Source organism: Mesorhizobium sp. P2_A12 (genome assembly GCF_056405075.1).
Genome location: NZ_JBFUCU010000016.1, coordinates 95,967 through 119,767 on the forward strand (window position 1 = coordinate 95,967; position 23,801 = coordinate 119,767).

At 60.6% G+C, this 23,801-nt stretch carries 18 protein-coding genes and 2 pseudogenes; 14 read left to right on the forward strand and 6 right to left on the reverse strand.

Annotated features, from left to right (window positions below; all coding sequences use genetic code 11):
* Positions 1 to 60: 60 nt before the first annotated feature.
* Both gmd and AC1DZU_RS27655 read right to left on the reverse strand, forming a co-directional pair.
* Positions 61 to 1,161, reverse strand: coding sequence for a GDP-mannose 4,6-dehydratase (gene gmd / locus AC1DZU_RS27650; protein WP_477289797.1), 1,101 nt, complete (start codon positions 1,159 to 1,161; stop codon positions 61 to 63).
* A 142-nt stretch (positions 1,162 to 1,303) separates the two neighbouring features.
* Complete coding sequence (locus AC1DZU_RS27655; RefSeq protein ID WP_477289798.1) at positions 1,304 to 2,293, reverse strand: nodulation protein NodZ; 990 nt, start codon at positions 2,291 to 2,293, stop codon at positions 1,304 to 1,306.
* A 436-nt stretch (positions 2,294 to 2,729) separates the two neighbouring features.
* Between AC1DZU_RS27655 and AC1DZU_RS27660 the strand changes: the two are divergent.
* A pseudogene (locus AC1DZU_RS27660) lies at positions 2,730 to 3,126 on the forward strand (transposase family protein); the annotation flags it as partial.
* 73 nt (positions 3,127 to 3,199) lie between these two features.
* Here AC1DZU_RS27660 and AC1DZU_RS27665 read toward each other — a convergent pair.
* On the reverse strand, positions 3,200 to 4,366 hold the full coding sequence (locus AC1DZU_RS27665) for an NAD(P)/FAD-dependent oxidoreductase (protein ID WP_477289799.1): 1,167 nt from the start codon (positions 4,364 to 4,366) through the stop codon (positions 3,200 to 3,202).
* 326 nt (positions 4,367 to 4,692) lie between these two features.
* Between AC1DZU_RS27665 and AC1DZU_RS27670 the strand changes: the two genes are divergently transcribed.
* Positions 4,693 to 4,962 (forward strand): hypothetical protein, encoded by a 270-nt coding sequence (locus AC1DZU_RS27670; RefSeq protein ID WP_168991845.1) that lies wholly within the window; start codon positions 4,693 to 4,695, stop codon positions 4,960 to 4,962.
* 224 nt (positions 4,963 to 5,186) lie between these two features.
* Here the strand turns inward: AC1DZU_RS27670 and AC1DZU_RS27675 are convergent.
* The 3 genes and pseudogenes from AC1DZU_RS27675 to AC1DZU_RS27685 form a co-directional block, all read right to left on the reverse strand.
* Positions 5,187 to 5,708: pseudogene (locus AC1DZU_RS27675) on the reverse strand (IS3 family transposase); the annotation flags it as partial.
* A 77-nt stretch (positions 5,709 to 5,785) separates the two neighbouring features.
* Positions 5,786 to 7,153 (reverse strand): sigma-54-dependent transcriptional regulator, encoded by a 1,368-nt coding sequence (locus AC1DZU_RS27680; RefSeq protein WP_477289800.1) that lies wholly within the window; start codon positions 7,151 to 7,153, stop codon positions 5,786 to 5,788.
* On the reverse strand, positions 7,150 to 9,003 hold the full coding sequence (locus AC1DZU_RS27685; protein WP_477289814.1) for a sensor histidine kinase: 1,854 nt from the start codon (positions 9,001 to 9,003) through the stop codon (positions 7,150 to 7,152). The genes AC1DZU_RS27680 and AC1DZU_RS27685 overlap by 4 nt, the downstream gene beginning before the upstream one ends.
* 274 nt (positions 9,004 to 9,277) lie before the next feature.
* Between AC1DZU_RS27685 and AC1DZU_RS27690 the strand changes: the two genes are divergently transcribed.
* The 12 genes from AC1DZU_RS27690 to AC1DZU_RS27745 form a co-directional block, all read left to right on the forward strand.
* Positions 9,278 to 10,711 (forward strand): dicarboxylate/amino acid:cation symporter, encoded by a 1,434-nt coding sequence (locus tag AC1DZU_RS27690; RefSeq protein ID WP_027033161.1) that lies wholly within the window; start codon positions 9,278 to 9,280, stop codon positions 10,709 to 10,711.
* Positions 10,712 to 11,026: 315 nt separating this feature from the next.
* Positions 11,027 to 12,058: a LacI family DNA-binding transcriptional regulator gene (locus tag AC1DZU_RS27695; RefSeq protein ID WP_010913552.1), complete on the forward strand. Its 1,032-nt coding sequence runs from the start codon at positions 11,027 to 11,029 to the stop codon at positions 12,056 to 12,058.
* 654 nt (positions 12,059 to 12,712) lie between these two features.
* Positions 12,713 to 14,428, forward strand: coding sequence for a nif-specific transcriptional activator NifA (nifA, locus tag AC1DZU_RS27700; protein ID WP_477289815.1), 1,716 nt, complete (start codon positions 12,713 to 12,715; stop codon positions 14,426 to 14,428).
* 572 nt (positions 14,429 to 15,000) lie between these two features.
* Entirely contained in the window at positions 15,001 to 15,960 is a 960-nt protein-coding gene (locus tag AC1DZU_RS27705) for an NUDIX hydrolase (RefSeq protein ID WP_477289801.1), read from the forward strand.
* A gap of 64 nt (positions 15,961 to 16,024) precedes the next feature.
* On the forward strand, positions 16,025 to 16,999 hold the full coding sequence (gene nadA / locus AC1DZU_RS27710) for a quinolinate synthase NadA (protein ID WP_477289802.1): 975 nt from the start codon (positions 16,025 to 16,027) through the stop codon (positions 16,997 to 16,999).
* A complete protein-coding gene (locus AC1DZU_RS27715) occupies positions 16,996 to 18,537 on the forward strand; it encodes an L-aspartate oxidase (protein ID WP_477289803.1) in 1,542 nt (513 codons plus the stop codon). Before nadA ends, AC1DZU_RS27715 begins: the two co-directional genes overlap by 4 nt.
* Before the next feature lies 1 nt (position 18,538).
* On the forward strand, positions 18,539 to 19,420 hold the full coding sequence (gene nadC, locus AC1DZU_RS27720; RefSeq protein WP_027033156.1) for a carboxylating nicotinate-nucleotide diphosphorylase: 882 nt from the start codon (positions 18,539 to 18,541) through the stop codon (positions 19,418 to 19,420).
* Between the two features lie 10 nt (positions 19,421 to 19,430).
* Entirely contained in the window at positions 19,431 to 19,778 is a 348-nt protein-coding gene (locus AC1DZU_RS27725) for a hypothetical protein (protein ID WP_477289804.1), read from the forward strand.
* Between the two features lie 146 nt (positions 19,779 to 19,924).
* The gene (gene bioB / locus AC1DZU_RS27730) at positions 19,925 to 20,920 is read left to right on the forward strand and encodes a biotin synthase BioB (RefSeq protein ID WP_477289805.1); all 996 of its coding nucleotides are present in this window, start codon (positions 19,925 to 19,927) and stop codon (positions 20,918 to 20,920) included.
* On the forward strand, positions 20,917 to 22,056 hold the full coding sequence (locus AC1DZU_RS27735) for an 8-amino-7-oxononanoate synthase (protein WP_477289806.1): 1,140 nt from the start codon (positions 20,917 to 20,919) through the stop codon (positions 22,054 to 22,056). Before bioB ends, AC1DZU_RS27735 begins: the two co-directional genes overlap by 4 nt.
* The gene (bioD, locus tag AC1DZU_RS27740; protein WP_477289807.1) at positions 22,053 to 22,688 is read left to right on the forward strand and encodes a dethiobiotin synthase; all 636 of its coding nucleotides are present in this window, start codon (positions 22,053 to 22,055) and stop codon (positions 22,686 to 22,688) included. The genes AC1DZU_RS27735 and bioD overlap by 4 nt, the downstream gene beginning before the upstream one ends.
* Positions 22,688 to 23,801 (forward strand): adenosylmethionine--8-amino-7-oxononanoate transaminase (locus AC1DZU_RS27745; RefSeq protein WP_477289808.1); only part of this gene is annotated, 1,114 nt, incomplete at its 3' end. The genes bioD and AC1DZU_RS27745, both read left to right, overlap by 1 nt.

Genomic DNA, 23,801 nt, shown 5'->3' on the forward strand with positions numbered 1-23,801 from the left:
GGGCGCTCCTTAAGAAGGCCACCATAGCACTGACAACAACCCAGCATGGCGCCGCCGTTGTCAGCATAACTCTCGTGGACTGTGTGAATAAAAACCCTGCTTCATCAGCACTGCCTCACGCTCTGCCATGCGCAAATCTTCCAGAACCATCTCCCTAACCAATTCGATGAAGGAGATTTTGGGCTCCCACCCAAGTTTTTCTTTCGCCTTGCGGGCATCGCCGAGAAGTGTCTCGACTTCTGCAGGACGAAAATAACGGGGATCTACCTTTACGATCAGAGCTCCCGTCTTTGCATCGTATCCCTCTTCGTCGACCCCTTCCCCCACCCAACGAACATCGATGCCGAGTTCAGCGGCCGCGACGGTGACGAATTCGCGCACCGAATGTTGCTCACCGCTAGCGATCACAAAGTCTTCAGGTTGCTCCTGCTGCAGCATCAACCACTGCATCTGGACGTAGTCTCGAGCGTGCCCCCAATCGCGACGCGCATTAAGGTTGCCCAGGAATAGAGTCCGCTGCATTCCAAGCTTAATCCGAGTCAAGGCGCGCGTGATTTTGCGAGTTACAAATGTTTCTCCGCGCGCAGGTGACTCATGATTAAATAAAATGCCGTTACATGCATACAAATTGTAAGATTCTCGATAATTTACGGTGATCCAGTGAGCATACAATTTGGCAACAGCGTAGGGGGACCGGGGGTAGAACGGTGTCGTCTCGGTCTGTGGCGTTTCCCGCACCAGCCCGTAGAGCTCAGACGTCGAGGCTTGGTAGTAGCGCGTATGCTTGACGAGCCCCAGGATCCGAATTGCCTCGAGGATACGCAGCGCACCCAAGGCATCGGAGTTCGCGGTGTATTCTGGTTCTTCAAAGGAGACTGCAACGTGGCTCTGAGCTGCCAAATTGTAAATTTCGTCCGGCTGAACCAGTTGGATGACGCGCGTAAGGCTCGACGAGTCTGTCAAGTCCCCGTGGTGAAGTGTAAGATCAACGCCACTTTCATGAGGGTCATGATAGAGATGGTCTATTCGGCCCGTATTAAAAAGAGACGATCGTCTCTTTATCCCATGCACAGAATAGCCCTTTTCTAAAAGCAATTCTGCGAGGTAGGAACCGTCTTGCCCCGTAACCCCGGTGATTAAAGCTACTTTTCTCTTTGACAAGCTTGAATCCTTTTGATTTTGACGCGCCCATGAAAACGCTCGCCTGCGGCGGGATTGCGTGGCGAGAAAGGGGCGTATTGGGCAGGGCGAACGGGGGCCTCTGCGCGAAGGCAAGGGAGAGTTCGAGCGGGATGCCAGCCTTTCATGGAGCCGGGGAACGTTCGAAAGAGTTGTCGATCAAGATCAAACGACGCGGGTCATTCAAATCGAATTCGACAATTCGTGGCACGAAGAGGCGGGCATAGCGGGTGAAGGCGCTAGTCGGAGGAAAGCGAATAACAGTGTCGCATCGACCGAGGAGATACATCTCAACGAGCGCGGAAAACCCCCCGTCGGTGCCCAGTGCTGCACTGTGTAAGGGGCCGGCCTGATCCGCCTGGAAGCGTTTTGGAACGGTGAAAAGTTCGGGAAATACGCCCGACAGGTGATCAACAACCTTGGCGCTGTCTGTACACAAGAACACCCTTACAGGTCTTGAATGCGGTTGCGCCTTGGCCATACGAATGGCAGTGCATACCTGCTCTAAGGCAACCTTCGGATCAGCCCAGTAAGGTGCGTGATCCATAATATCTTCGCCGTTGCCGTGGCGGACATGGACTCCAATTATGCTGTGCCCGTCAAAATATTCCTGGTAGAGCGCTTCAATGCGATCCTCAATTTCGACCCTCGGTGTGATGCTCCTAAATATGGTTCGCTCGGCCTTTTCATCGCAGCGCCACATCAAGCAAGCATCACACACTACCGTGTTGGCTTCACAATCATCTTGGGCCTGGAAAAGATCGTTAAGCTCGTCACGTTCATGGAAAATCTGTTCATCCGGACGGTACACGCAGTCGATGGATGGCTTGTTCCACCACGACGGGAAGAACGGACCAGGGAATGAGACGTGGTTGATCTGGTCATCGCAAATGACCCGTACACCACCGATATCCTCAATTGGCTTGAAGAAAGCTGGAAAGGCATTCGCAAACGGGTTGTCAAGGTAACAAGAGCCGCGCCAATCTATTGCTAAAGCTCGTCCCGTCCGATGTGCGTAGTCCCAAGCCGACGCGAGAGACCACAGGCAATCACCGAGACCCGTGCGCCGTCGAGAAACAACGAACCGATCGTTCCTTGAGCGATCAACAAGCATCTAAATTGCCTCTCTCCAGAACACCACAAGCCTCAGCTTTGCTGCTGCCTTTGAGGCAAGCGCTTGCGCAATTCGGGATGTAGCTCGCGTCTATCGCGGAAGTGCCTGGCCGCGATGGACTCGCGCCTGGGCTGGTCTTCCGCGCAGACCAGAAAATGCTCTTCGGAGCCAACGCAAACATCAACCACTTTCCTTAAGGCTGCTACATTCTTGAATTCTTTCTATGCCTCGTGCCGTAACATCGGTAAAATCGTCTGTTTCGATGAAACGCATCCACGCCATGGATGGCTAGCGACATGGGTTCCAGAGCGTTGGCTGTGAACCCGCTCGCTGTGCTCGACGCACCGCTAACCCCAGCGGAACCTCACGGTGACAGCACGCAGCATCGACCTAAGTGAGCCGGCCATGAGCGCGGGCCGCTGCCACGAAGCTTCGACTGGGCCAGGTTCTGCATGGGAGCGCCACAAAGAAAGAGGCGATGCGTCGAGCTGTAAGCGAGCCTGAGCTCGCTTTCGAAGCGCTATGCCATCAACCCCAAGACGGTCGCGAAGTGGAGGAGCGGAGTTCGACCGCCGATCTGCCCACCGGCCCCAGGGAGCCGAGATCGAAGGTTCTGTCTGCCGTAGAAGAGGACCGTGTGTTGTGGCCTTCCGCCGCAACACACTGCTGCCGCTGGACGATTGCCTCTACGGCCTTGCAGCCGACGATCCCGCATCTGACGCGCTCTTCATTGCACCGATGTCTGCAGCGCAAGCATCGGCTTCTTCCACATTGATATTGCGGAGATCCCAACCGAACAGGGCAAGCTAAACATCAAGGCCTTTGTACCGCGGCACCGCCTGTCGCGAACCTTCGCGCCCCTCTGTCCCGCCGGCACCAAAGGAGACCGTCGCGGCGCCGTTGTTGCTAGATCACATTCAATTCCCTAAACGCCCGCCCTTCGGCGACACGGATGTACCCAAACGCGGAGCAATCGACCGTGCGGTAGCCGCCATGCACGAGAAGCTCGGCCAGCGCCTTGCCGACCGCCGGGGCCTGCTGCAGACCGTGGCCTGAAAATCCGTTGGCGAAGAGGAAATTTTTCACCTTGGGGTGCGGCCCGATCACCGCGTTCTGGTCGAGCGTGTTGTAGTCGTAATGGCCGGCCCAGGCGCGGGTCGCCTTGATCGCCTCGAAGGCCGGAATGCGGGTTGCCAGCAACGGCCAAATCACCTCTTCGAACAGCGGCCAGTCGACCTCGAAATCCTGGGGATCGGCCGGGCCGTCGCCCTCTTCCGGCTCGGCGCCGCCGGTGAGATAGACCGAGCCTTCCGGCCTGACATAGATGCCGGAGGGATCGACCAGCAGCGGCATGTCGGCATATTTTTCGCGCGCCTCGAAGACGAAGACATTGCGCTTGCGCGGCTCGACCGGCAGCGCCAGCCCGGCGAGAGCGGCGACCTTGCCGGCATTCGGCCCGGCGGCATTGAGGACGGTGCCGGCTTCGATCGTCTCGCCATTGTCGAGCCTGACGCTGGTGACACGGTGGCCCTGCCGCTCGATGCCGATGACCGAGGCGGTCATAAAGTCCACGTTCTTGCCGCGCAGCGCCTTGCGGAACAGCGTCAGCATCGCATGCGCGTCGAACCAGCCTTCGCCGCTGCGGCCATAGGCGCCGGCGGATATACCTTCGGTCGACAGCCAAGGGAAGCGGCGCGTCAGCTGATCCGCGTCCTCGAGCACGATGTCGGCCCCCTCGGCGACCTGCGCTTCGTGATTGGCATTCAGGATCGGCAGCCCGTTCTCGCTAGCGAGAATGAGAAAGCCGCCCTCGCGAAAACCGATGTCGGCGTCCGCGCCGAATTCTTCCTTCAGCCGCCGGAACAGTTTCATGGTGAACTGCGACAGGCGGATGTTCTGCGGGATCGAGAATTGCTGGCGAATGGAGGCGCAGGACAACGTCGTTGCCGCGTGCGCGAACTGCGGATCGCGCTCGATCAGCGCGATCGAGCCGGAAAACCCTTCCTCGCGCAGATAGTAGGCGATCGAGGAGCCGACGATGGCTCCTCCGATGATAACGATGTCGTAACGCACTTTTTTGTCGCCTTTCCGGTAACCGCCCGTGTCGATCACACAGCCGTCAGCATGATGTCGAAGCGCGTGCCGCGGCGGGCGCGGGCTAGCGAGTTGAAAAGGGTTGCCGCATGCGCTTGATCCAGCGGCGCTCACGCAGCTGCCGGTCCTGCCTCACGCAGCAAGTCGTCGGCTCTGTCCGTCTTCTCCCAGGTGAACTCAGGCTCTTCACGGCCGAAGTGTCCGTATTGCGGTATATCGGGCGTACGAGATCAAGCATCTTGATGATGCCTTTCGGTCGGAGATCGAAAACATGCGAATCCAAACATGAGGCCCTGATCCCGCCCTTGCTCGAGATCCTGCCATCGTCCTTCATCAACGCCCTGGCTGATGTCGGGCGACTGCCCGGTGAGAGCCAGAACGACGGCGCAATTTCGACCATCAAAGCCGATGGCATCGTCGTAGCCAATATCGAGTATCGTATCGCGGGCGACTTGGGTGTAATCGATGTGCGCATGGCTGGTACCCTCGTCCTGCTGGCTTTGTCATTTCGCGCTCTTCGCAAATGCTGTTTGGCGGCGGAACATAAAACGACACCAGATTTCTGCCGCCACTGATCTCGAAAGTTGTGATGAGCGTACCATTGACAGCGATTTGCGCTCGCAACGATTCCATGAATTTCTTTGAAGGATCTGTTGCAACGCTAAACAACAACGCAACGAGATTGGCGGGGGCCTGGGTAAGACGGCAAGCTGGAACTGGTTGGCCAAGAGAGAGGCGATCGGCGCACCTTTCCCCAGGCGACGTGCTAACTTGCATCGTGCACCTCATCCGCCATTTGCTAAATGTTTAGTCCCGGCATTTGCTGGAGCGGATTGAAAGTGAACGCTCGGGCTGGGAAGCCCATGCCTTCCAGATGAACTCGCAGGGCGTGAGGCCCTTGAGGGTCTTCAGCTTGCGGCCGAAATTGTAGGCCGCGACGAAGTCGGCAAGATGCCGACGCAGTTGGTCGCGATCGTCGTAGTGGAAGCGCTTGACGGTTGCGTCTTGATGGTCCGGTTCATTCTCTCGACTCTTCTCGCCGGCCTGTCGCCGTCGACATCTGGCAATCGGCCGATGCTTGCCTGCAGACAGCGGTGGGAGTGCGTCAGATGCGGGACGTCGGCTGCAACGCGTAGAGGCAATCGTCGAGCGGCAGCAGCCTGTTGCGGCGGAAGGCCACAACAACGGTTTTCCTCGACAGACAGAACTGTCGACTCCCTGGAGCCGGTGGACAGATCGGCGGTCGAATTCCGCTTCTCCACTTCGCGACCGTCTTGGGGTTGATGCCATAGCGCTCCGAAAGCGACCTCAGGCTCGCTTCACCTAGCCCATAGTGCATCCTTTGAGTCGGACGAGAATGGCGAAATTTCTTTTCCGCGACATGCAAGCAAGAAGGCTTCAGCCAATGGCGGTTTTTCGATAATCGGCCGTGTCTATCCCATGTCGTTTCAGCTTGTCGTAGAAGGTCTTGCGGGGAACTCCCAGGACTTCGATCGTGCGCCTCACGTCGCCGCCGCATTCCTGCAAGGCATCGCGGATGACAGTCGCCTCATAAAGGCTGACCTTCTCGGACAAGGGGAGGCTTGATACCGCTTGTTCCTTTCGACCTGATGCAATGGGCGTGCCTATCCTTTCAAGTCCCAATGCAACGCGATCGGCGAAATGCACGAGTTCACGGACATTGCCGGGCCAATTGTGGCTCACGAGGCGATCGCGCACGCCAGCGCTTATGTCCGGAACTGGCCTGCTGAAGCGTTTGGAGGCGCGTTCCAGGAAATGCCCAAAGAGCATCGGGATGTCTTCGCGCCTTTCGCGAAGCGGCGGGATGCGGAGCGTCACCACATTCAGCCGGAAATAAAGGTCTTCCCGGAAATCTCCGCGGGCGGCCGGATCGCCGAGATCGGCCTTGGTAGCCGACACGACACGAAGGTCGATGCTGCGGGTTTCGTTCGTGCCAAGCGGCGTGATCTGCCGGGTCTCAAGCACCCTCAGAAGCTTCACCTGGAGTGCTGGCGGCATCGATTCGATTTCGTCGAGGAAGAGCGTCCCTCCGTTCGAATGCTCGATGCGACCGGTCCTGCGCCTCTGCGCGCCAGTAAAGGCGCCCGCCTCGTGCCCGAAAAGTTCGCTATCGATGACGCTTTCGGGCAGCGCTCCACAATTCAGGGCAACGAAGGGCTTCGTGCGTCGTCTGCTCCAGCGGTGAAGCAGATCCGCGACCACCTCCTTGCCCGTGCCCGTCTCGCCTTCCACAAGGACATCCACATCGGTATCGGCGATCTGGCGGAGAGTTTCGCGCAATCGAATCATGGTCGGGGCCTCCCCGATCAGCGGGATATCGCCCGCAGATCGGACAACCGCATCCCTAAGACGTCTGTTTTCCAGGACCAGGCGCCGTTTTTCCGAAGCGCGATGCAGCGTCACGAGAAGCCGGTCGTTCGCATATGGCTTCGAGATGAAATCGTAGGCGCCATCCTTGATGGCGGCAACGGCCAGCTCGACGTCGGCATGCCCGGTGATCAGGACAACCGGAATTTCCGGGTCGATCGCCTTCACTCGCTCGAAGAGCTGAAGTCCGTTCAGCCCGGGCATACGGATGTCACTCACGACAGGGCCATCGAAGTTCCCGTCGATTCTGGCGAGTGCGGCCTCGGCCGAACCGAACACGCTCGGTGAGAACGAGGCAAGCTTCAGCATCTGCGTGGCTGCGCGAAGCACATCCTCGTCATCGTCGATAAAAATGACCGGTCCTGATTCAGCACTCATGCCGCTCGCCTCAGCTCGACCGTGAAGGAAGTCCCTCTCCCGTGGCCGGCATCATCATGCCGCAACGAGCCGCCGAGCTCACGTGCGATCTCTTGCGAAATGACCAGGCCAAGACCGAGACCCTTTTCCTTGTTAGTAACGAACGGCATGAAGAGGCTCCTGCGAATGTCGGGGGCAAGGCCGGGGCCGTTGTCCCGAAGGGAAATAGCGACCATTTCCCCGTTTTCGGCGAGCGCTATCTCGACGCGGGGCTCCGGTTGATCCTTCAGAGCGTCAAGCGCGTTCTGGAGAAGGTTGACGAGTATCTGCTCCAGTCGCATGCGGCTTGCCATGACAATTGGAGACGGATCGATCCGCTTCCGTCCAATCGTCACCCCGGAATCGCGAATTCGGCCTGAAAGAAGCGACAGAGCGCCGTCGATCGCGTCGTCCGCCAGTATCGGTCCCATCGATCCGCTGGCGCGGCGGGAAAAGGACCTTAGCGTTTCAGTGATCGTGCCGATCCTGCCGGTCATGGCGACGATCGAGGTCAGATTCTCGGCGGTGTCTTGCGACCGGCCGATCCCTAGAAGACGCGCGGCATTTTCAGCATAGGTGCGGATTGCGGCGACCGGCTGGTTGATCTCGTGGGCGACCCCGGCAGTTATCTGTCCCAGGATTGACAAGCGGTTCGCCTGGGCGAGTTCGTCGCGCAGGCGACGCACTCTTGCTTCAGCGTTCTCTCGCTCGGCGATCTCACCGGCGAGCGCTGCGTTCGAGCTCTGGAGCTCCGCCGTCCGCAGTTCGACGCGATGCTCCAGTTCCGCATTCAGCAACACAAGCACTTCTTGCCGCTGCCGGGCCGCCCGCCGCCGTCGAACAATGATGAAAATGACGAATCCAACGAGAACGAGGGCAAGCAGCGTTGTCACGCGGGCTGTCATGACCGCCGAGGAGATCTCGGTGTCGGCGGGGATGAGCAACGACATGCGCCAGCCCGGAACTGCTTTGCCGAGATCCTGCGAAACCGCGACGAAACCGGCTGATCGACTCTCAGGAGTTGCGGTGACCAGGTTGCCGCCGCGGCGGGAAAGCGGCACCGGCTCGAAAGTCACGCCCGGTAGCTGCAGACGATCGCGAGCGGTTTGCTTCTCCTTTACGGAAAGCGGTGAGAGAGCGCCAAAACGCCATTGGGGCACGCTCGTGGCAAGAACCACGCCTCGCTCATCGGTCGTGAAGACCACGAAGCCGCTCTCCAGCCAACGCGACTCGACGCGGTCGAGCTCCACCTTCACCACAACCACACCGAGCGGTCCCTCCGGCCCATCGACCCGGCTCGACAGATAGAGACCAGGGCGCGCGCTAACCGTGCCGAGCGCATATTGCATAGCCGCGCCATCCGCCATCGCCTCGGTGAAGTAGTGGCGAAAGCGGTAATCGCTGCCGACGAAACTGGTCGGCTCGCCGGCGTTGCTCGCAGCGACCGCAACGCCCTCAGGATTAATGATGTAGAGTATAGAAGAGCCGGCGTCGCGCGCGATGGCGCGAAGCTTCTCATCAAGCGCGGCTTCGTTGGCAGTGCTCGGACTGCGAAGCATCTCCTGAACGGCACCGTCGCGTGCCAGAACCAGCGGAATCATTCGCTGCTTCTCGATCTCTCCTTTCAAACTGTCGGCTGCAAGCGGGAACGCGGCAAGAGCACGGTCGCGTAGGGCATACTCTGCTCTGGTGCCGGCGATGCGTCCCGTTGCAAAGACGACGAAACAGAGCGCCGCACCAAGAATTGCAAGCAAAACCACAAGCCAGAGAGATCGACCGCCGGATCTACCAGGGAAGACCAATGGGGCGCGCTGGAAGGCGCCATTACCCATGTCTTCTTCTTCTGCCATCGTATTCTTAAAACCGATCATTGACGAACCATAGTGCGGGGTTCCGCCAAAAGGGAAGGCGATCCGTGCGGAAAACCGCACAATCTTGCTGCGCGATTTGTTGAAGATACCTGAGGCTCCGGCGATTTCCGCGCTCTCTTGGCTTGGCACGGCTATTGCGGTCAACAACGCAGCAGCGTTCGACCGGGGCGCCGCGATGGGAGAAGCCGCGGGGAGGAACAGCCCGCCCCAAACCGGTCAGGGAGAGAAAACTTACATGTTGACCCCACTGGCTCCAAGCGTAAAGCGCGCACCCCGCAAGACCCTTTTTGCCAAGCCTTACGTGCAGGTGCTTGTCGCAATCCTGCTCGGAGTCGCGGTTGGCCATTTTTATCCGCAAATCGGAGAAAACCTGAAGCCGCTCGGCGATGCCTTCATCAAGCTCGTCAAGATGATTATCGCGCCCGTTATCTTTCTGACCGTGTCGACTGGAATTGCCGGCATGAGCGATCTTCAGAAGGTCGGCCGTGTTGCCGGCAAGGCGATGGTCTATTTCTTCACCTTCTCGACGCTCGCGCTTATCGTCGGCCTCATCGTCGGCAATGTCATTCAGCCTGGCGCCGGCCTCAACATCGATCTGACCTCGCTCGACGTCCAAGCCGTCAATGGCTATGCCTCAAAGGCCCATGAGCAGTCCGTGACCGGCTTCCTCATGAACATGATCCCGACCACGATTGTCGGCGCCTTTGTGGAAGGCGACATTCTACAGGTGTTGTTCTTCTCCGTCCTCTTCGGCATCGCGCTGGCGATGGTCGGAGAATCGGGCAAATCGGTTCTTTCCTTCCTTCAGGACCTCACTGCACCCGTTTTCAAATTGGTCGGCATCCTGATGAAAGCCGCGCCGATCGGTGCTTTCGGAGCAATGGCCTTCACGATTGGCAAATATGGCATCGGTTCGGTAGCCAACCTTGCCATGCTGGTCGGGACCTTCTATCTCACGGCCTTCCTCTTCGTATTCGGGGTTCTCGGTGCAGTCTGTCGCTACAATGGCTTCTCGATCTTTTCTCTTATCCGCTACATAAAGGAAGAGCTGCTGCTGGTCCTCGGAACGTCCTCCTCCGAGGCTGCGCTGCCCTCTCTCATGGAGAAAATGGAAAAGGCCGGCGCCAAGCGCTCGGTCGTGGGCCTGGTTATCCCGACCGGATATTCCTTCAATCTGGATGGCACCAATATCTACATGACCCTCGCGGCCCTTTTCATCGCGCAGGCGACGAATACGGATTTGTCAGTTGGCGATCAGGTCCTGCTGCTGCTCGTCGCGATGCTTTCCTCCAAGGGTGCAGCAGGTGTCACAGGTGCCGGCTTCGTCACGTTGGCCGCTACGCTCTCCGTAGTGCCGGCAGTTCCTGTTGCTGGAATGGCGCTGATCCTTGGCGTCGATCGCTTCATGTCGGAATGCAGGGCACTGACGAATTTGGTCGGTAACGCGGTGGCATCGCTCGTCGTCGCCCGCTGGGAAGGCGAACTGGATCAGGCGCAATTGAAAGCTGCATTCTGCGGCCACCAGCCTGCCGAGACATCAACCGGCCAGCCACTGAGAACGCCCGCGCCGAGCAACTCGGCAGCATCGCTGCCAGTTGAATCGCCTGGCTGGTCCCAAACGCCGGACGATCGGGCCGCGGGTTCCAAACAAACTCTCGCGGGCCGATGAAATCAAGAATCCCGAAATGCAGTGGGTGCAAAATCATCTGCGCCTTGCGAAGGTCTTGCACCGGTCACGACACACAAGCCATCGATGATGCGCTTAATGCCTCCGAAGTTTGCGACGGTTCGTGGAACCGGGCGTGGAGCTCGATCGGAGCCGTCGGCACGGCTGAACAATTCGCCCACGCTCTACGTCTCGGCTTCTACCTCGCACCATGCCACGACAAGAATTCGGTAGCGAACAGGATCAATGCACGAATGACAGATTTTACTGAATCGACCTTTGCCGGGACCCTTGATGTCGTTTAATCAGACTCGAACAATGGCGAAGCGACCCATAATTGCTGATATCGCCCGGGAAGCCGGGGTTAGTGTTGCCACCGTTGACCGAGTTCTGAATGCCCGTCATCCGGTGCGGAAGGAGACTGCGCAGCGGGTCTTAGCGGCGGCACAGGCCATCGGATATCACGCCGCAGGTCTTATCAAGCAGCGCCTGCAGCCGGACTTGCCGCAATATCGGCTTGGCTTCATCTTGAGAAAACCGACTCACCACTTCTACCAGGGCTTCGCGCGTGAGGTCGAAGCGGCGGTCAACGCGGCGAAGTGCTTCCATGGCACTTCGCTCATCGAATTCGCGCCGTCGCACATGCCATGCGACCTTATCCCATTGCTCAAGGAATTCGGAGCGCGCTGCCACGCGATCGCCATGGTGGCGCCGGACCATCCGGCGATCACGGCAGCCGTCCAAGAACTCAAGGCAAAAGGCATCCCCGTTTTCTCGCTGCTTTCCGATTTCGCCGAAGGTGTTCGTGAGGGTTATATCGGCCTCGACAACCGCAAAGTCGGGAGGACGACAGCGTGGATGCTTTCAAAGGTCGCAAGACGGCCGGGCAAGGTGGCGGTTTTTGTCGGCAGCCACCGTTTTCAGGGGCAGGAGCTGCGGGAGGTCGGCTTTCGCTCCTATTTCCGTGAGAATGCACCGGCATTCGAGCTGCTCGATCCGCTCGTGAACCTTGAGGCACGGCAGATTACCTACGAGGCCACGCTGGATCTCATGCAACGGGAACCCGAACTCACCGGCTTCTATGTGGCCGGCGGAGGTATGGAGGGAGCGATCTCCGCGCTCCGTGAAGAAGGCGAAAGCCGGGGTCTCGTCGCGATCGTTAACGAGATCACGCCGGAGTCACGGGCTGCACTCGCAGATGGCATGATCACGATGTCGGTCGCCACGCCCCAGCGCCTGCTTTGCCAGGAACTGATGACGCTGATGGCCCAGGCCATCAAGGTCGGCACTTCGGAGACGCTTGGGCAGACTTTTCTGCCGTTTGAGATCTATCTGCCGGAAAACATCTGAAAAACTGATAAAATACTATCATGAGAGCCTAATTTCCTTTCATTCATGAAAGAAAAACAGCGGGAGTTTGATTGACTCACCTGCCTCATTCCGGTCTCGTTTAACAACGAATGATTGCTGCGCGGCGGAAGCCAGTCAGCCGAGAACGACGACCCGCACTTCATGAAGAGAGAGGAAAGCTATGCGTCAAGCATCGCTCCGCTTTGCGATCGACCGCATGACGCCGCCCCATCTTGCCAGGGCCGCACTTGCTCGCGGCCCGGGCCTGACTGGCATCGACATTAGCTATCATCTCAATGGCAATTTCATTGCGCGCGAAAAGCCGGCTGCAGACGCCCGTCTTGCTGACGGATCAATCGTCACGACTATCTTCATCAACGCCTTTTCGTGTTTCAATGAATCCCCGCGTGCAAGGGCGAGGCGAGCAAACTCGTCGATTGTGCAGCGGCCTGTTGAGCGAAGACGCCGACGAATGCGATTCGCCAAGGACATCCACGCGCTGGACAATAGGCGCACTTGCCTCGGGCAGCGATTTCATGGCGCGAGATGGATGATCACATGCAAGATACTCGCAACTCCGAGCAAAGTGCCAGGCAGATCTCGTCACGCTGCATATCGCTTCCAAAAATGAAAAGCCCTAATTCAAAGTCCGAGATGAATAACGTGGTCCCTATTGTGCCGTTGCACGAGAGGGCGCCGGACATCTTTGAAACGTCGACAGCGCTCACCGCTCCCTCTGGGCTGGAAGCCACGTTGGCCAACGTCGTCGACCTCCTGCCATCGTTGGTGCAGGTGCGGCACGGCATCATCTCGCTCTGCGACGGTGCCGGCATACCGGACATGACCGTCGGCGCCGGCTGGAGCGAAGGCAGCGATGAGCGCTACCGCAAGCATCTGCCACGGGCGGCGATCGACCAGATCATAACGACGGGCATGGCGCTCGTCGCCGAGAACATAGCGCTGGATCCGGCTTTCAACGCCGCCGACAAGGAGGTGCTCGGGGCGTCCGACAACATGAAAGTGTCGTTCATCGGCGTACCCATTCGCGTCGATGCGAACGTCGTGGGCACGCTGACCATCGACCGCATCCTGGACAACAAATCAGGCTCCCTCCTCGATTACGACCTGCGCCTCCTTACCACAATCGCTAATCTGGTTGGACAGACAGTGAAGCTGCATCGCCTGTTCGCGTCCGACCGCGAGCGACTGATGGCCGAAAAAATCCGGATGCAAAAGCAATTCGGCGAACTCAAGCAGCCTGGGCATGAGGGCAAAAGGGCTCATGTCAAGGGGATCATTGGCGACAGCCCGGCGCTGCGCGGGCTGCTTGAGAAGGTCGCGTTAGTAGCCAGGTCCAACAGCACCGTGTTGCTGCGCGGGGAATCGGGGACCGGCAAGGAGCTGGTCGCCAAGGCCGTTCACGAGATGTCGGGACGCGCCAAGCGGCCGTTCATCAAGCTCAATTGCGCAGCGCTCCCTGAGACAGTCCTGGAATCCGAACTGTTCGGTCACGAAAAGGGTGCCTTTACCAGTGCATTCAACTCGCGCAAGGGGCGCTTTGAGCTCGCCGACAAGGGAACGTTGTTTCTGGACGAGATCGGTGAGATTTCGGCCTCGTTCCAGGCAAAGCTGCTGCGCGTGCTGCAGGAGCAGGAGTTCGAGCGCGTCGGCAGCAACCAGACGATTAAGGTCGACGTTCGCGTGATTGCCGCCACGAACAGGAACCTGGAAGACGCGGTTGCAAGGAATGAGTTTCGCGCCGACCTTTATTATCGCATCAGCGTTGTTCCCTTGCTGGTGCCGCCATTGCGCGAAAGGCGCGGTGATATTCCGCTCCTTGCCGCTGAGTTTCTCAAGAATTTCAACAGCGAGAACGGCCGTACGATGGTCTTCGATGCGAGTGCGACTGAAGTGCTGATGAACTGTGCTTTTCCCGGAAATGTCCGCGAGCTTGAAAATTGCGTGCAGCGCACAGCGACCCTGGCAGCGGGAGCGTCAATCGGCAGAAACGACTTTGACTGCTGCCACGGCCGATGCCTTTCCGCGATGCTATGGAAGCACGCATCGAAGGAGACTGCGCCGAAATCGGAGCCGATCGCACCATCGTCACTGAACCCGGCCATGCAATCGTCTGGTGCTTTTGCTTCGGCCGCCTTTGGGGGCCCGCCCGCTGACAGCGAGCGGGCACTGCCAGCGCCTGTTCGGCTAGGCCTCGTAAGCGACGCGAAGATGACCGATCGCGAGCGTCTCATCGCGGCCATGGAAAGATCCGGCTGGGTACAGGCAAAGGCAGCGCGCCTGCTTGGACTGACGCCGCGCCAGATTGGCTACGCGCTGAGGAAATACGGTATCGAGATCAAGAATCTCTGAACCGGCTCGCGGACTTCAAGCAGGGCCGCGAGATAGCGCGCGAGGAGAATAGCTGGACAATCAGCGTTGATTGGTACGGCTCGGACCTCCGTCGGTGAGACGTTGCAGCCGTCCTGTTGGCGCCGGCCGCAATCCACGGCCCGCTCGACCGCACGGCGCTTGGTATCCCAATCAAGTTGGCGAGAACGCAGCGCCGTCATGGTCGGTCCGATGGCCATGTCGCTCCGCCGGCCCCGTGCCGGATGTCTCGCGATTGAAACGGAGAACAGTACGCCGTCAACCAGCCTAACCGGAGTGGTGTAGGTCGTCAGGCAGATAAGCGCCGTACTGCCTTTCGCGCACGGATATCCGGCGGCGTGATCGCCTTTCACGAACCAGCGACGCTCAATCGACGTCTCTCCTCACCCAGCGTCACCCACGGCGAGTGTCGCGTTTGGCATATTTTTGTGCAGGCGCGAAGAGGTAAAGTCGCCACAGCGCGTGGTGTTGACGCGACGATTGGTATGATACAGAACAGAACTAAATCGGTTTAGACAGTTCGCGCGGAGGCCTACCCAAGTGGGTCAGGAACCATGGATCAGGCCAAAGGACCAAGGAAAGGCAGAACCATAGGCAAAACCAACGATGTCAACGCCGACCTGATCGCAGTCGTGGTCGCCGTGAACGACGCTGGACCATGTGTTCTGACCATCGAACAGGGGGCCGCTCTTCCCTCGGGCCCGTTTGAGCTCGCTCATCGTTCGCTCCAGTCGGGGCTCAGGGCATGGGTAGAACTGCAGACCGGTCAGCCTCTCGGTTATATCGAGCAGCTCTACACCTTTGCCGATCGCGATCGGGTCGGCGCCAACCAGCGCGTGATCTCGATCAGCTATCTCGCACTCACCCGCGAAGAAAATGCGGGCGCCTCGGGCAGGCGCAGTTGGGCCAGCTGGTACGACTATTTTCCGTGGGAGGATCATCGCTCCGGCAGGCCCCCGATAGTGCTGGAAGAATTGCGGCCGCGCCTTATCGAATGGGCGGACGGCGCGGACGACGGCGCGACGCGCTTCGATCGCCGACGGCGAGCGGCGGTTGCCTTTGCCTTGGACGGCCGGGCATGGAACGAAGAGCTTGCGCTGCAGCGCTACGAGCTGCTCTACGAAGCCGCCCTGGTGGAGGAAGCAAAGCGCGGCGGAGTTTTGGCCATCCTCGCTTCGGTGCCGGGCAGATCGATGATCGCCGATCACCGCCGCATTCTGGCAACGGCTATTGCGCGACTGCGCTCCAAAATCAAATACCGGCCTGTTGTGTTCGAACTGATGCCGCCGCTCTTCACGCTTTTGCAGCTACAGCGAACTGTGGAGGCGCTCTCCGGCAGGCTCATCAACAAGCCGAACTTTCGCCGGCTCATAGAGCAGCAGGAACTGGTTGAGAAGACCGGGGCGACGACCGCCGAGACCGGCGGCCGGCCGGCGCAGCTCTACCGCTTCCACCATACTATTCTCGACGAGAGGCCTGTGGCCGGCACAAAATTGCCGATCGCACGGGCTTGACACCGCTTATAGTCACAACGATTATATACGCCTTATAATCAGGTAGACTATAACTGGAGGCTCGATGAGCGCCGTCCTGCCTTCGAGCGCCTCACTGTACGACCGCGTTCGGCGCGTTATCCCACCGATCGAGTGGCCGGTCTTCGTCGAGGATATCGATGCAATCCTGAAACTGAAGCGACAGCGCAATGCCGTCATCCTGGCGCATAACTACCAGACGCCGGAGATTTTTCACTGCGTGGCTGACATCGTTGGCGACAGCCTGGCGCTGGCCCGCAAGGCCATGACGGTCGATGCGGACGTCATCGTGCTCGCGGGCGTGCATTTTATGGCCGAGACCGTCAAGCTGCTCAATCCGGACAAGACCGTGCTCATCCCGGATCTCGGCGCCGGCTGCTCGCTGGCGGACTCGATCACTGCCGAAGACGTGCGCATGATGCGGCAGCGCTATCCGTCCGTTCCGGTCGTCACCTACGTCAACACCTCCGCCGCGGTGAAAGCCGAGTCAGACATTTGCTGTACCTCAGGCAACGCGCTTGCAGTCGTAAAGTCGCTCGGCGCGCCGCGTGTGATCATGCTGCCCGATGAATATCTGGCGAAGAACATCGCGGCGCAGACCAAGGTCGAGATCATTGCCTGGAAGGGGCGCTGCGAAGTGCATGAGCGTTTCTCGGCGGCCGACATCCGCGAGCTGCGTGAGGCCCATCCCGGCATCAGTGTACTTGCCCATCCCGAATGTCCGCCGGAAGTGGTCGCGGAAGCCGATTTCGCCGGCTCGACGGCGGCGATGTCCGACTATGTCGCGCGGCACAAGCCGGCGCGTGTGGCGCTGATGACGGAATGTTCAATGAGCGACAATGTCGCGGTCGAGCATCCGGACGTGGATTTCGTGCGTCCCTGCAATCTGTGCCCACATATGAAGCGCATCACACTTCGTAACATCCGCACCGCGATCGAGGAGAACCGCCACGTCGTCACGATCGATCCTCATGTCGCTGAACGGGCCCGCTGGGCTGTGGAACGCATGCTCTTTGTATGACGGCGGACATTCATCACATTGGCGGAGCGCCGGTCATCATCGGGGCTGGTATCGCCGGGCTCATGACGGCGCTTCACCTGGCGCCGCAACCAGTCGTTCTGCTCTCCAGAAGCCCACTCGGGACGGAGGCCTCGAGCACCCTCGCGCAGGGCGGCCTCGCAGCGAGTCTTGGGGAGGACGACAGCCCCGACCTGCACCTCGCCGATACGCTTGCTGCCGGCGATGGGCTTTGCGACGAACAAATGGCCAGGCGGGTGGTAGAGGCCGCACCTCAAGCCGTCGAGAACCTTATTCGTCTTGGTGCTCCTTTCGACCGGTCGCTGGACGGGAGGCTGCAGCTGGGCCTGGAAGCGGCGCATTCGCGTCGCCGCATCGTGCACGCCGCCGGCGACGCAACCGGCCGCGAGTTGTTTCGGGCGCTACTCGGCGTGGCGCGGCGAACCCGTTCGATCACGATCATGGAAGGCATGACAGCGCTTCGCTTGGTTGTCGCGGAAGGGAGCATTGTAGGGGTGGTGGCTGCCCTGCACGGCGGCGTGTTCGCATTGCCCACACGCCGCGTGGTGCTGGCCACCGGTGGGATGGGCGGCCTGTTTTGCGACACAACCAATCCGCTCTCCACATTCGGGCATGGCCTGGCGCTGGCCGCCTGCGCGGGCGCGGAACTAGCCGATCTCGAATTCGTGCAATTCCACCCAACGGCCCTCGACATTGCGCGCCGGCCAATGCCGCTTGTCAGCGAAGCAGTGCGTGGCGAAGGCGCGGTGCTGATCGATGAGCACGGCCATCGCTTCCTGGCAGATACGCCCGGGACAGAACTCGCATCGCGCGATGTGGTCGCGCGCGCGATCTCGGATCAGCTCGCAGCCGGGCATGGCGTCTATCTCGATGCCCGACATTGTCTCGGGCAGAAATTCGCAAGACGCTTTCCGGCAATCGACGCTATTTGCAAGCATGCCGGCATCGATCCGGCGGTGGAACCCATTCCCGTGCGGCCCGCTGCTCACTATCACATGGGCGGCGTGGCCGTTGACGCCGATGGGCGAACTTCCGTTAGCGGCCTGTGGGCCTGCGGCGAAGTCGCATGCACGGGACTGCATGGCGCCAACCGGCTTGCCAGCAACTCGCTGACCGAAGCGGTTGCAACCGCCGCCTGGGTGGCTGAAAGCGTCGCGGCTACCGCTGCGGGTTGGCAGTGGCCTAGGCTTCCCGCAACTGTTCCCATTCGGCCCGACCCTTCACCTATTCGCCCGATTGTGTCCAATGCGCTTGGCATTGTTCGGAATGGGAAATCACTGCGCGACACGGTCGCGACACTGCTGCCGATATCTGTTTGCGAGACGGCCGCGGCCGATCCGGCCCTGGTGGCATTGTTGATGGCGATCGCCGCGCTTCGGCGCGAGGAGAGCCGCGGCTCCCACTATCGATCCGATTTCCCTGGCCGCGATGCCGCCGCCCTCCCCTCACGACTGACGCTCTGCACAGCTTTTGAGAATGCCGTCACGCTCAGATGGCAAGCATCCGAACGGAGCCGTTGACATGACTTCACTTGCACCACTTCCCCAGATCATCATGGAGCCCATCGTGCGTTGTGCCCTACTTGAAGACCTGGGCAGAGCCGGCGACATCACGAGCGATGCGATCATTCCCGCCGATTGCAAAGCGACGCTGGCGTTGAATGCCCGGCAGGGAGGCGTTGTTGCCGGGCTCGACTTGGTCATGTTTGCCTTCCTGCTGGTCGATCCCGGGATCAGCATCCAGCTGCGTTGTCCTGAGGGCGGCAAGGTTTCGGCCGGCCAGACCATCGCGATCGTAAACGGGCCGGCGCGCAGCCTGCTGACGGCGGAGCGGACGGCGCTCAATTTCTTATGCAAACTCAGCGGCATCGCGACGGCAACGGCTACGCTCGTAAACGCGGTGAGGGGCCATCACGCAAAAATCGTGTGCACGCGAAAGACGACGCCGGGCCTGCGCGTTCTGGAAAAATATGCGGTACGAGCGGGCGGCGGTGCCAATCACCGGTTCGCGCTCGACGACGCCGTGCTCATCAAGGACAACCACATCGCCATTGCCGGCGACATTCGCACTGCAATCGAGCGCGCGCGCAGCGCCATAGGTCACATGGTCAAGATCGAGGTCGAGGTGGACAGGCTGGACCAGTTGGAGATCGCGCTTACAGCGGGCGTCGACGCCGTGCTCCTCGACAACATGTCGGTCGAGGACCTTGCGCAGGCTGTGGCTATGGTCGGGGGCCGTGCGATCACCGAGGCTTCAGGCCGGGTGACGCGGGCGAGTGCCGCGGCAATTGCGGCGACCGGCGTCGACCTCATATCGGTCGGCTGGCTTACCCACAGCGCGCCCATTCTAGACATCGGTCTCGACATGCCGGCCGACCGAAATTGCAACAGGCATTTGAACTGATGGAGAGGACATGAGCCGGGATCGCAGGAACTCCTTTGGTCGCAGGCTAACCTGCGTCGGCACGTCCCCGGTTCCACCAACAGCCGACGCAAGCCTGCTCGGCGACAAGCGCCACGCTTCAACAACGGAGGCGGGAACGACGGACCAGCAAGGCACAGAAAGCCGCGTCGCAGCCCTTGGCGTCATCATCTGCCGACTCGACGAGATGCGCCAGTTGGCGGCCTCTCACGGCCTGGAACTTCTGGTTTATCTGCTGGACGTCGCCTTCACCGAATCCTGCGACGCGATCAGAAAGGAGCATTCCTGCGCTCAAAGTAAAACAACGGAAACCGAAATCCCCACGGATGACGTGAGTTGAGCCTGCGGGCAGCAGTTGGAGAATCCGCTTCAAGCGCGCCACCACTCGCGTTTCGATAGAAGACTTCCCGCTGGCATGCGCCTTGTCTTCAACATCCACTGCAACGCTCCAGGTCAAGGACGGAAGATTAGGAGAACAAGACCGTTATGAACGAACTCAGCCCAGACCTGACCTCGGATCCAATCGGTTGGGCGCTTCCCCCCTGGACGCGAGCGGAAGCCCAGGCGGTCTACGACCTGCCTTTCAACGACCTTTTGTTTCAGGCGCAGACCCTTCACCGGCAGAATTTCGATCCCAACAAGGTCCAGCTCAGCCGGCTTCTCAGCATCAAAACAGGCGGATGCCCGGAGGATTGCGGCTATTGCAGCCAATCGGCACATCACGAAGGCGGGTTGAAGGCGTCAAAGCTGATGGAGGTCAGGCGCGTCATCGCCGAGGCGACCAAGGCCCGTGACGCCGGCGCCACCCGCTATTGCATGGGCGCTGCCTGGCGAAACCCGAAGGCGCGCGACATGGACGCGGTGGTGGCGATGGTCGAGGGTGTCAAGGCACTCGGTATGGAGACCTGCATGACGCTCGGCATGCTCGATCTTGAGCAGGCCGCTCGTCTGAAACAGGCCGGTCTCGACTACTACAACCACAACATCGACACCTCCGAGCGCTATTACTCAGAGATCATCTCGACGCGCACGTTTGCCGACCGGCTGGATACGCTCGAACAGGTTCGCCAATCCGGCATCAAGGTCTGCTGCGGCGGCATTGTCGGCATGGGCGAAGAGCCGGTGGACCGGATCGACATGCTGGTGACGCTGGCCAACCTGCCGGAGCATCCGGAAAGCGTTCCGATCAACATGCTGATCCCGATCGAAGGCACCCCGCTTGCCGACGCAAGGCCGATCGAGCCGATCGAATTCGTGCGCGTGATCGCGCTGGCGCGCATCATGATGCCGGAATCGCATGTCCGACTTTCGGCCGGCCGCACCGCCATGACCGACGAGATGCAGGCGCTATGCTTCTTTGCCGGCGCCAACTCGATCTTCGTCGGCGACACGCTGCTGACGGCGGACAATCCCGGCGAGGACAAGGATACCCTTCTGTTCCGCCGTCTCGGCATCGAGCCGATGGAACTCGAGGCGCAATGAACGAGGCACTTCTTGCCCGCTATGACGCGTCCTTGCGCGGACTGGCGCGCAAGGACCGGCTGCGCACACTTGCACCGCGCACCGGGCTCGACTTCTCGTCGAACGACTATCTCGGGCTTGCCGCCTCCAAAAGACTTGGCGAAGCGGTGGCGGCGGCGATTGCGCGGGGGACGCCGGTCGGCGCGACCGGATCGCGGTTGTTAAGGGGCAACTCACCGGAGCACGAGGCCCTGGAGGCAGACGCCGCGGCGTTCTTCGGCGCCGAACGCGCGCTGTTCTTCGGCAGCGGCTACATCGCCAACTTCGCTTTGCTGACCGCCCTGCCGCAGAAGGGCGACCTTTTGGTCCTCGACGAACTCGCCCATGCCAGCATGCATGAGGGGGCCTGTGCTGGCCGCGCCGAGTTCAAGCTCGCAGCGCACAACGACGTCGATGCTGTCGAGGATGCGATCACCCGCTGGCGCGCCGAAGGCGGCATGGGCCGCATTTGGATCGCGGTCGAAAGCCTCTACAGCATGGACGGCGACCGCGCGCCGCTGGAAAGCCTGGTAGCGCTTGCCGATCGGCACGAGGCATTCATCGTCGTCGATGAAGCGCATGCCACCGGCATCTGGGGACCGGACGGCCGGGGGCTGGCCGCCGCATTCGAGGGCCGCGACAACATCGTCGCACTTCACACATGCGGCAAGGCGCTCGGCGCGTCCGGCGCACTCGTCACCGGGCCGGGAACGCTATGCGACTATCTCGTCAACCGCTGCCGGCCATTCATCTACGCCACCGCGCCATCGCCGCTGATGGCAGTGGCAGTGCGCGAGGCGATTGCCATGCTGTCCGATGAGCCCCAACGCCGTGTCCAGCTGCAGGAGCGCGTTGCCTTCGCGGGCCGCCAATTGGCCGAGCGCTGCGGCGTGGCACCCAGCGGCTCGCAGATCCAGCCCTTCGTCATCGGCGACAACAGGCGCACCATGGCGGTGGCGGCGGCGCTGCAGGCGCGCGGTTTCGACATTCGCGGCATTCGTCCGCCGACGGTTCCCGAGGGCACGTCGCGGCTGCGCATTTCGCTGACGCTCAACGTCGACGAAGCCGACATTTCGGCCATGGTCGAGGCGCTCGTCGAGGTGTTGGCCTCGTCATGACCAAGCGCATCGTCATCACCGGAACGGATACCGGCATCGGCAAGACGGTGTTTTCGGCGGGATTGGCCGGCCTGCTCGACGGATTCTACTGGAAGCCGGTGCAATCGGGCCTCAACGGCGAAACCGACAGCGAGGTTGTGGAACGGCTCGCCGGCCTGCCGAAAGGACGCGTGCTGCCCGAAGTGTATCGCCTGAAGGAGCCGCTGTCGCCGCATCGTTCAGCCGAACTCGACGGCGTCGCAATAGACGTCGCAGAGCTCTCGCTTCCGAACTTGCCGGGTCCGGTCGTCATCGAAGGGGCCGGGGGACTGATGGTGCCGCTCAACCGGCGCACCAAGTTCATCGACATATTCGCTCAGTGGCGGATGCCGGTCATCCTGTGCGCCCGTACCACGCTCGGCACGATCAACCACACCCTGCTGTCGATCGAGGCGCTCAGGGCCCGTTCCATCCCGCTCATCGGCATTGCCTTCATCGGTGATGAGGTGGCCGATACGCAAAGGACAATCGTGGAGTTCAGCGGCGTGCGCCAGCTTGGCAGACTGCCGCACATCGATCCTCTGACGAGTGAAACGCTGAGAGATGCCATGGTTGCCGGCTTCGACCTCACAGCGATCGCAGGGGGCGAATGATGTCGCAGTCCCGTGTGTGGCATCCGTTCACTCAGCACGCGCTCGAACCGGCGATCCCTGAAATTGTCCGGACGGACGGCGCCTACCTTCACAAGGCCGACGGCACACGCATCCTGGATGCCATTTCCTCCTGGTGGGTCGTCACCCACGGCCACCGCCATCCTCACATCATGAAGGCCATCGAAACGACCGCGGCGAGCCTCGACCAGATCATCTTCGCCGGCTTCACCCACGAGCCGGCCGAACGCCTCGCCAGGGCGCTTGTCGGCCTCGCGCCAGCCGGCCTTGACTGGGTGTTCTACTCCGACAGCGGCTCGACCTCAGTCGAAGTCGCGTTGAAGATGGCGCTCGGCTATTTCCGCAACATCGGCGCGCCGCGCTCGCGCATCGTCGTCATGGAGCACAGCTATCATGGCGACACGATCGGCACGATGAGCGTCGGCGCCCGCGGTGTGTTCAACGCTGCCTACGAGCCCTTGCTGTTCGAGGTCGATACCATCCCCTTCCCGGCCGCCGGGCGAGAGCAGGAGACGCTGGATCGGTTCGAGGCCGTCAGCCGCGACCGGCACGCCGCCGCGCTGATCGTCGAGCCGCTCGTGCTTGGCGCCGGCGGTATGCTGATGTATCCGGCCTCGGTTCTGACCGAACTGAAGAAGATCGCCGAAGCTTCGGGCACGCTGCTGATCGCCGACGAGGTGATGACCGGCTGGGGCCGCACCGGAACCATGTTCGCCTGCGAGCAGGCATCCATCTCTCCGGACATCCTGTGCACCTCGAAGGGCTTGACCGGCGGCGTGATCCCGCTAGCCGCCACGCTCGCCACCGATGCCATCTTCCAGGCCCATTATTCCGAAGACCGTAAGAAAACCTTCTTTCATTCGAGCTCATACACTGCCAATCCGATTGCCTGCGCGGCAGCGCTCGCCAATGTCGAGATCTGGCGCGACGAACCAGTGGCCGAGCGGATCGCGGCCTTGAGCGGGATGCAGGCCGCCGGGCTTCAGCGCTTTCGCGACAATGCCAACTTCACCGACAGTCGGGTGACCGGCACGATCGCGGCCCTCGATCTGCACGCCGGCTCAGCCGGCTATCTGGCCGAGATCGGGCCAAAAC

Coding starts and splice junctions, on each gene's coding strand:
- AC1DZU_RS27655 (WP_477289798.1), bottom strand. CDS start 2,293: ATGCTTGTTGATCGCTCAAGGAACGATCGGTTCGTTGTTTCTCGACGG.
- AC1DZU_RS27680 (WP_477289800.1), bottom strand. CDS start 7,153: ATGAGTGCTGAATCAGGACCGGTCATTTTTATCGACGATGACGAGGAT.
- AC1DZU_RS27685 (WP_477289814.1), bottom strand. CDS start 9,003: ATGGGTAATGGCGCCTTCCAGCGCGCCCCATTGGTCTTCCCTGGTAGA.
- AC1DZU_RS27690 (WP_027033161.1), top strand. CDS start 9,278: ATGTTGACCCCACTGGCTCCAAGCGTAAAGCGCGCACCCCGCAAGACC.
- AC1DZU_RS27695 (WP_010913552.1), top strand. CDS start 11,027: ATGGCGAAGCGACCCATAATTGCTGATATCGCCCGGGAAGCCGGGGTT.
- nifA (WP_477289815.1), top strand. CDS start 12,713: ATGAATAACGTGGTCCCTATTGTGCCGTTGCACGAGAGGGCGCCGGAC.
- AC1DZU_RS27705 (WP_477289801.1), top strand. CDS start 15,001: ATGGATCAGGCCAAAGGACCAAGGAAAGGCAGAACCATAGGCAAAACC.
- nadA (WP_477289802.1), top strand. CDS start 16,025: ATGAGCGCCGTCCTGCCTTCGAGCGCCTCACTGTACGACCGCGTTCGG.
- AC1DZU_RS27715 (WP_477289803.1), top strand. CDS start 16,996: ATGACGGCGGACATTCATCACATTGGCGGAGCGCCGGTCATCATCGGG.
- nadC (WP_027033156.1), top strand. CDS start 18,539: ATGACTTCACTTGCACCACTTCCCCAGATCATCATGGAGCCCATCGTG.
- AC1DZU_RS27725 (WP_477289804.1), top strand. CDS start 19,431: ATGAGCCGGGATCGCAGGAACTCCTTTGGTCGCAGGCTAACCTGCGTC.
- bioB (WP_477289805.1), top strand. CDS start 19,925: ATGAACGAACTCAGCCCAGACCTGACCTCGGATCCAATCGGTTGGGCG.
- AC1DZU_RS27735 (WP_477289806.1), top strand. CDS start 20,917: ATGAACGAGGCACTTCTTGCCCGCTATGACGCGTCCTTGCGCGGACTG.
- bioD (WP_477289807.1), top strand. CDS start 22,053: ATGACCAAGCGCATCGTCATCACCGGAACGGATACCGGCATCGGCAAG.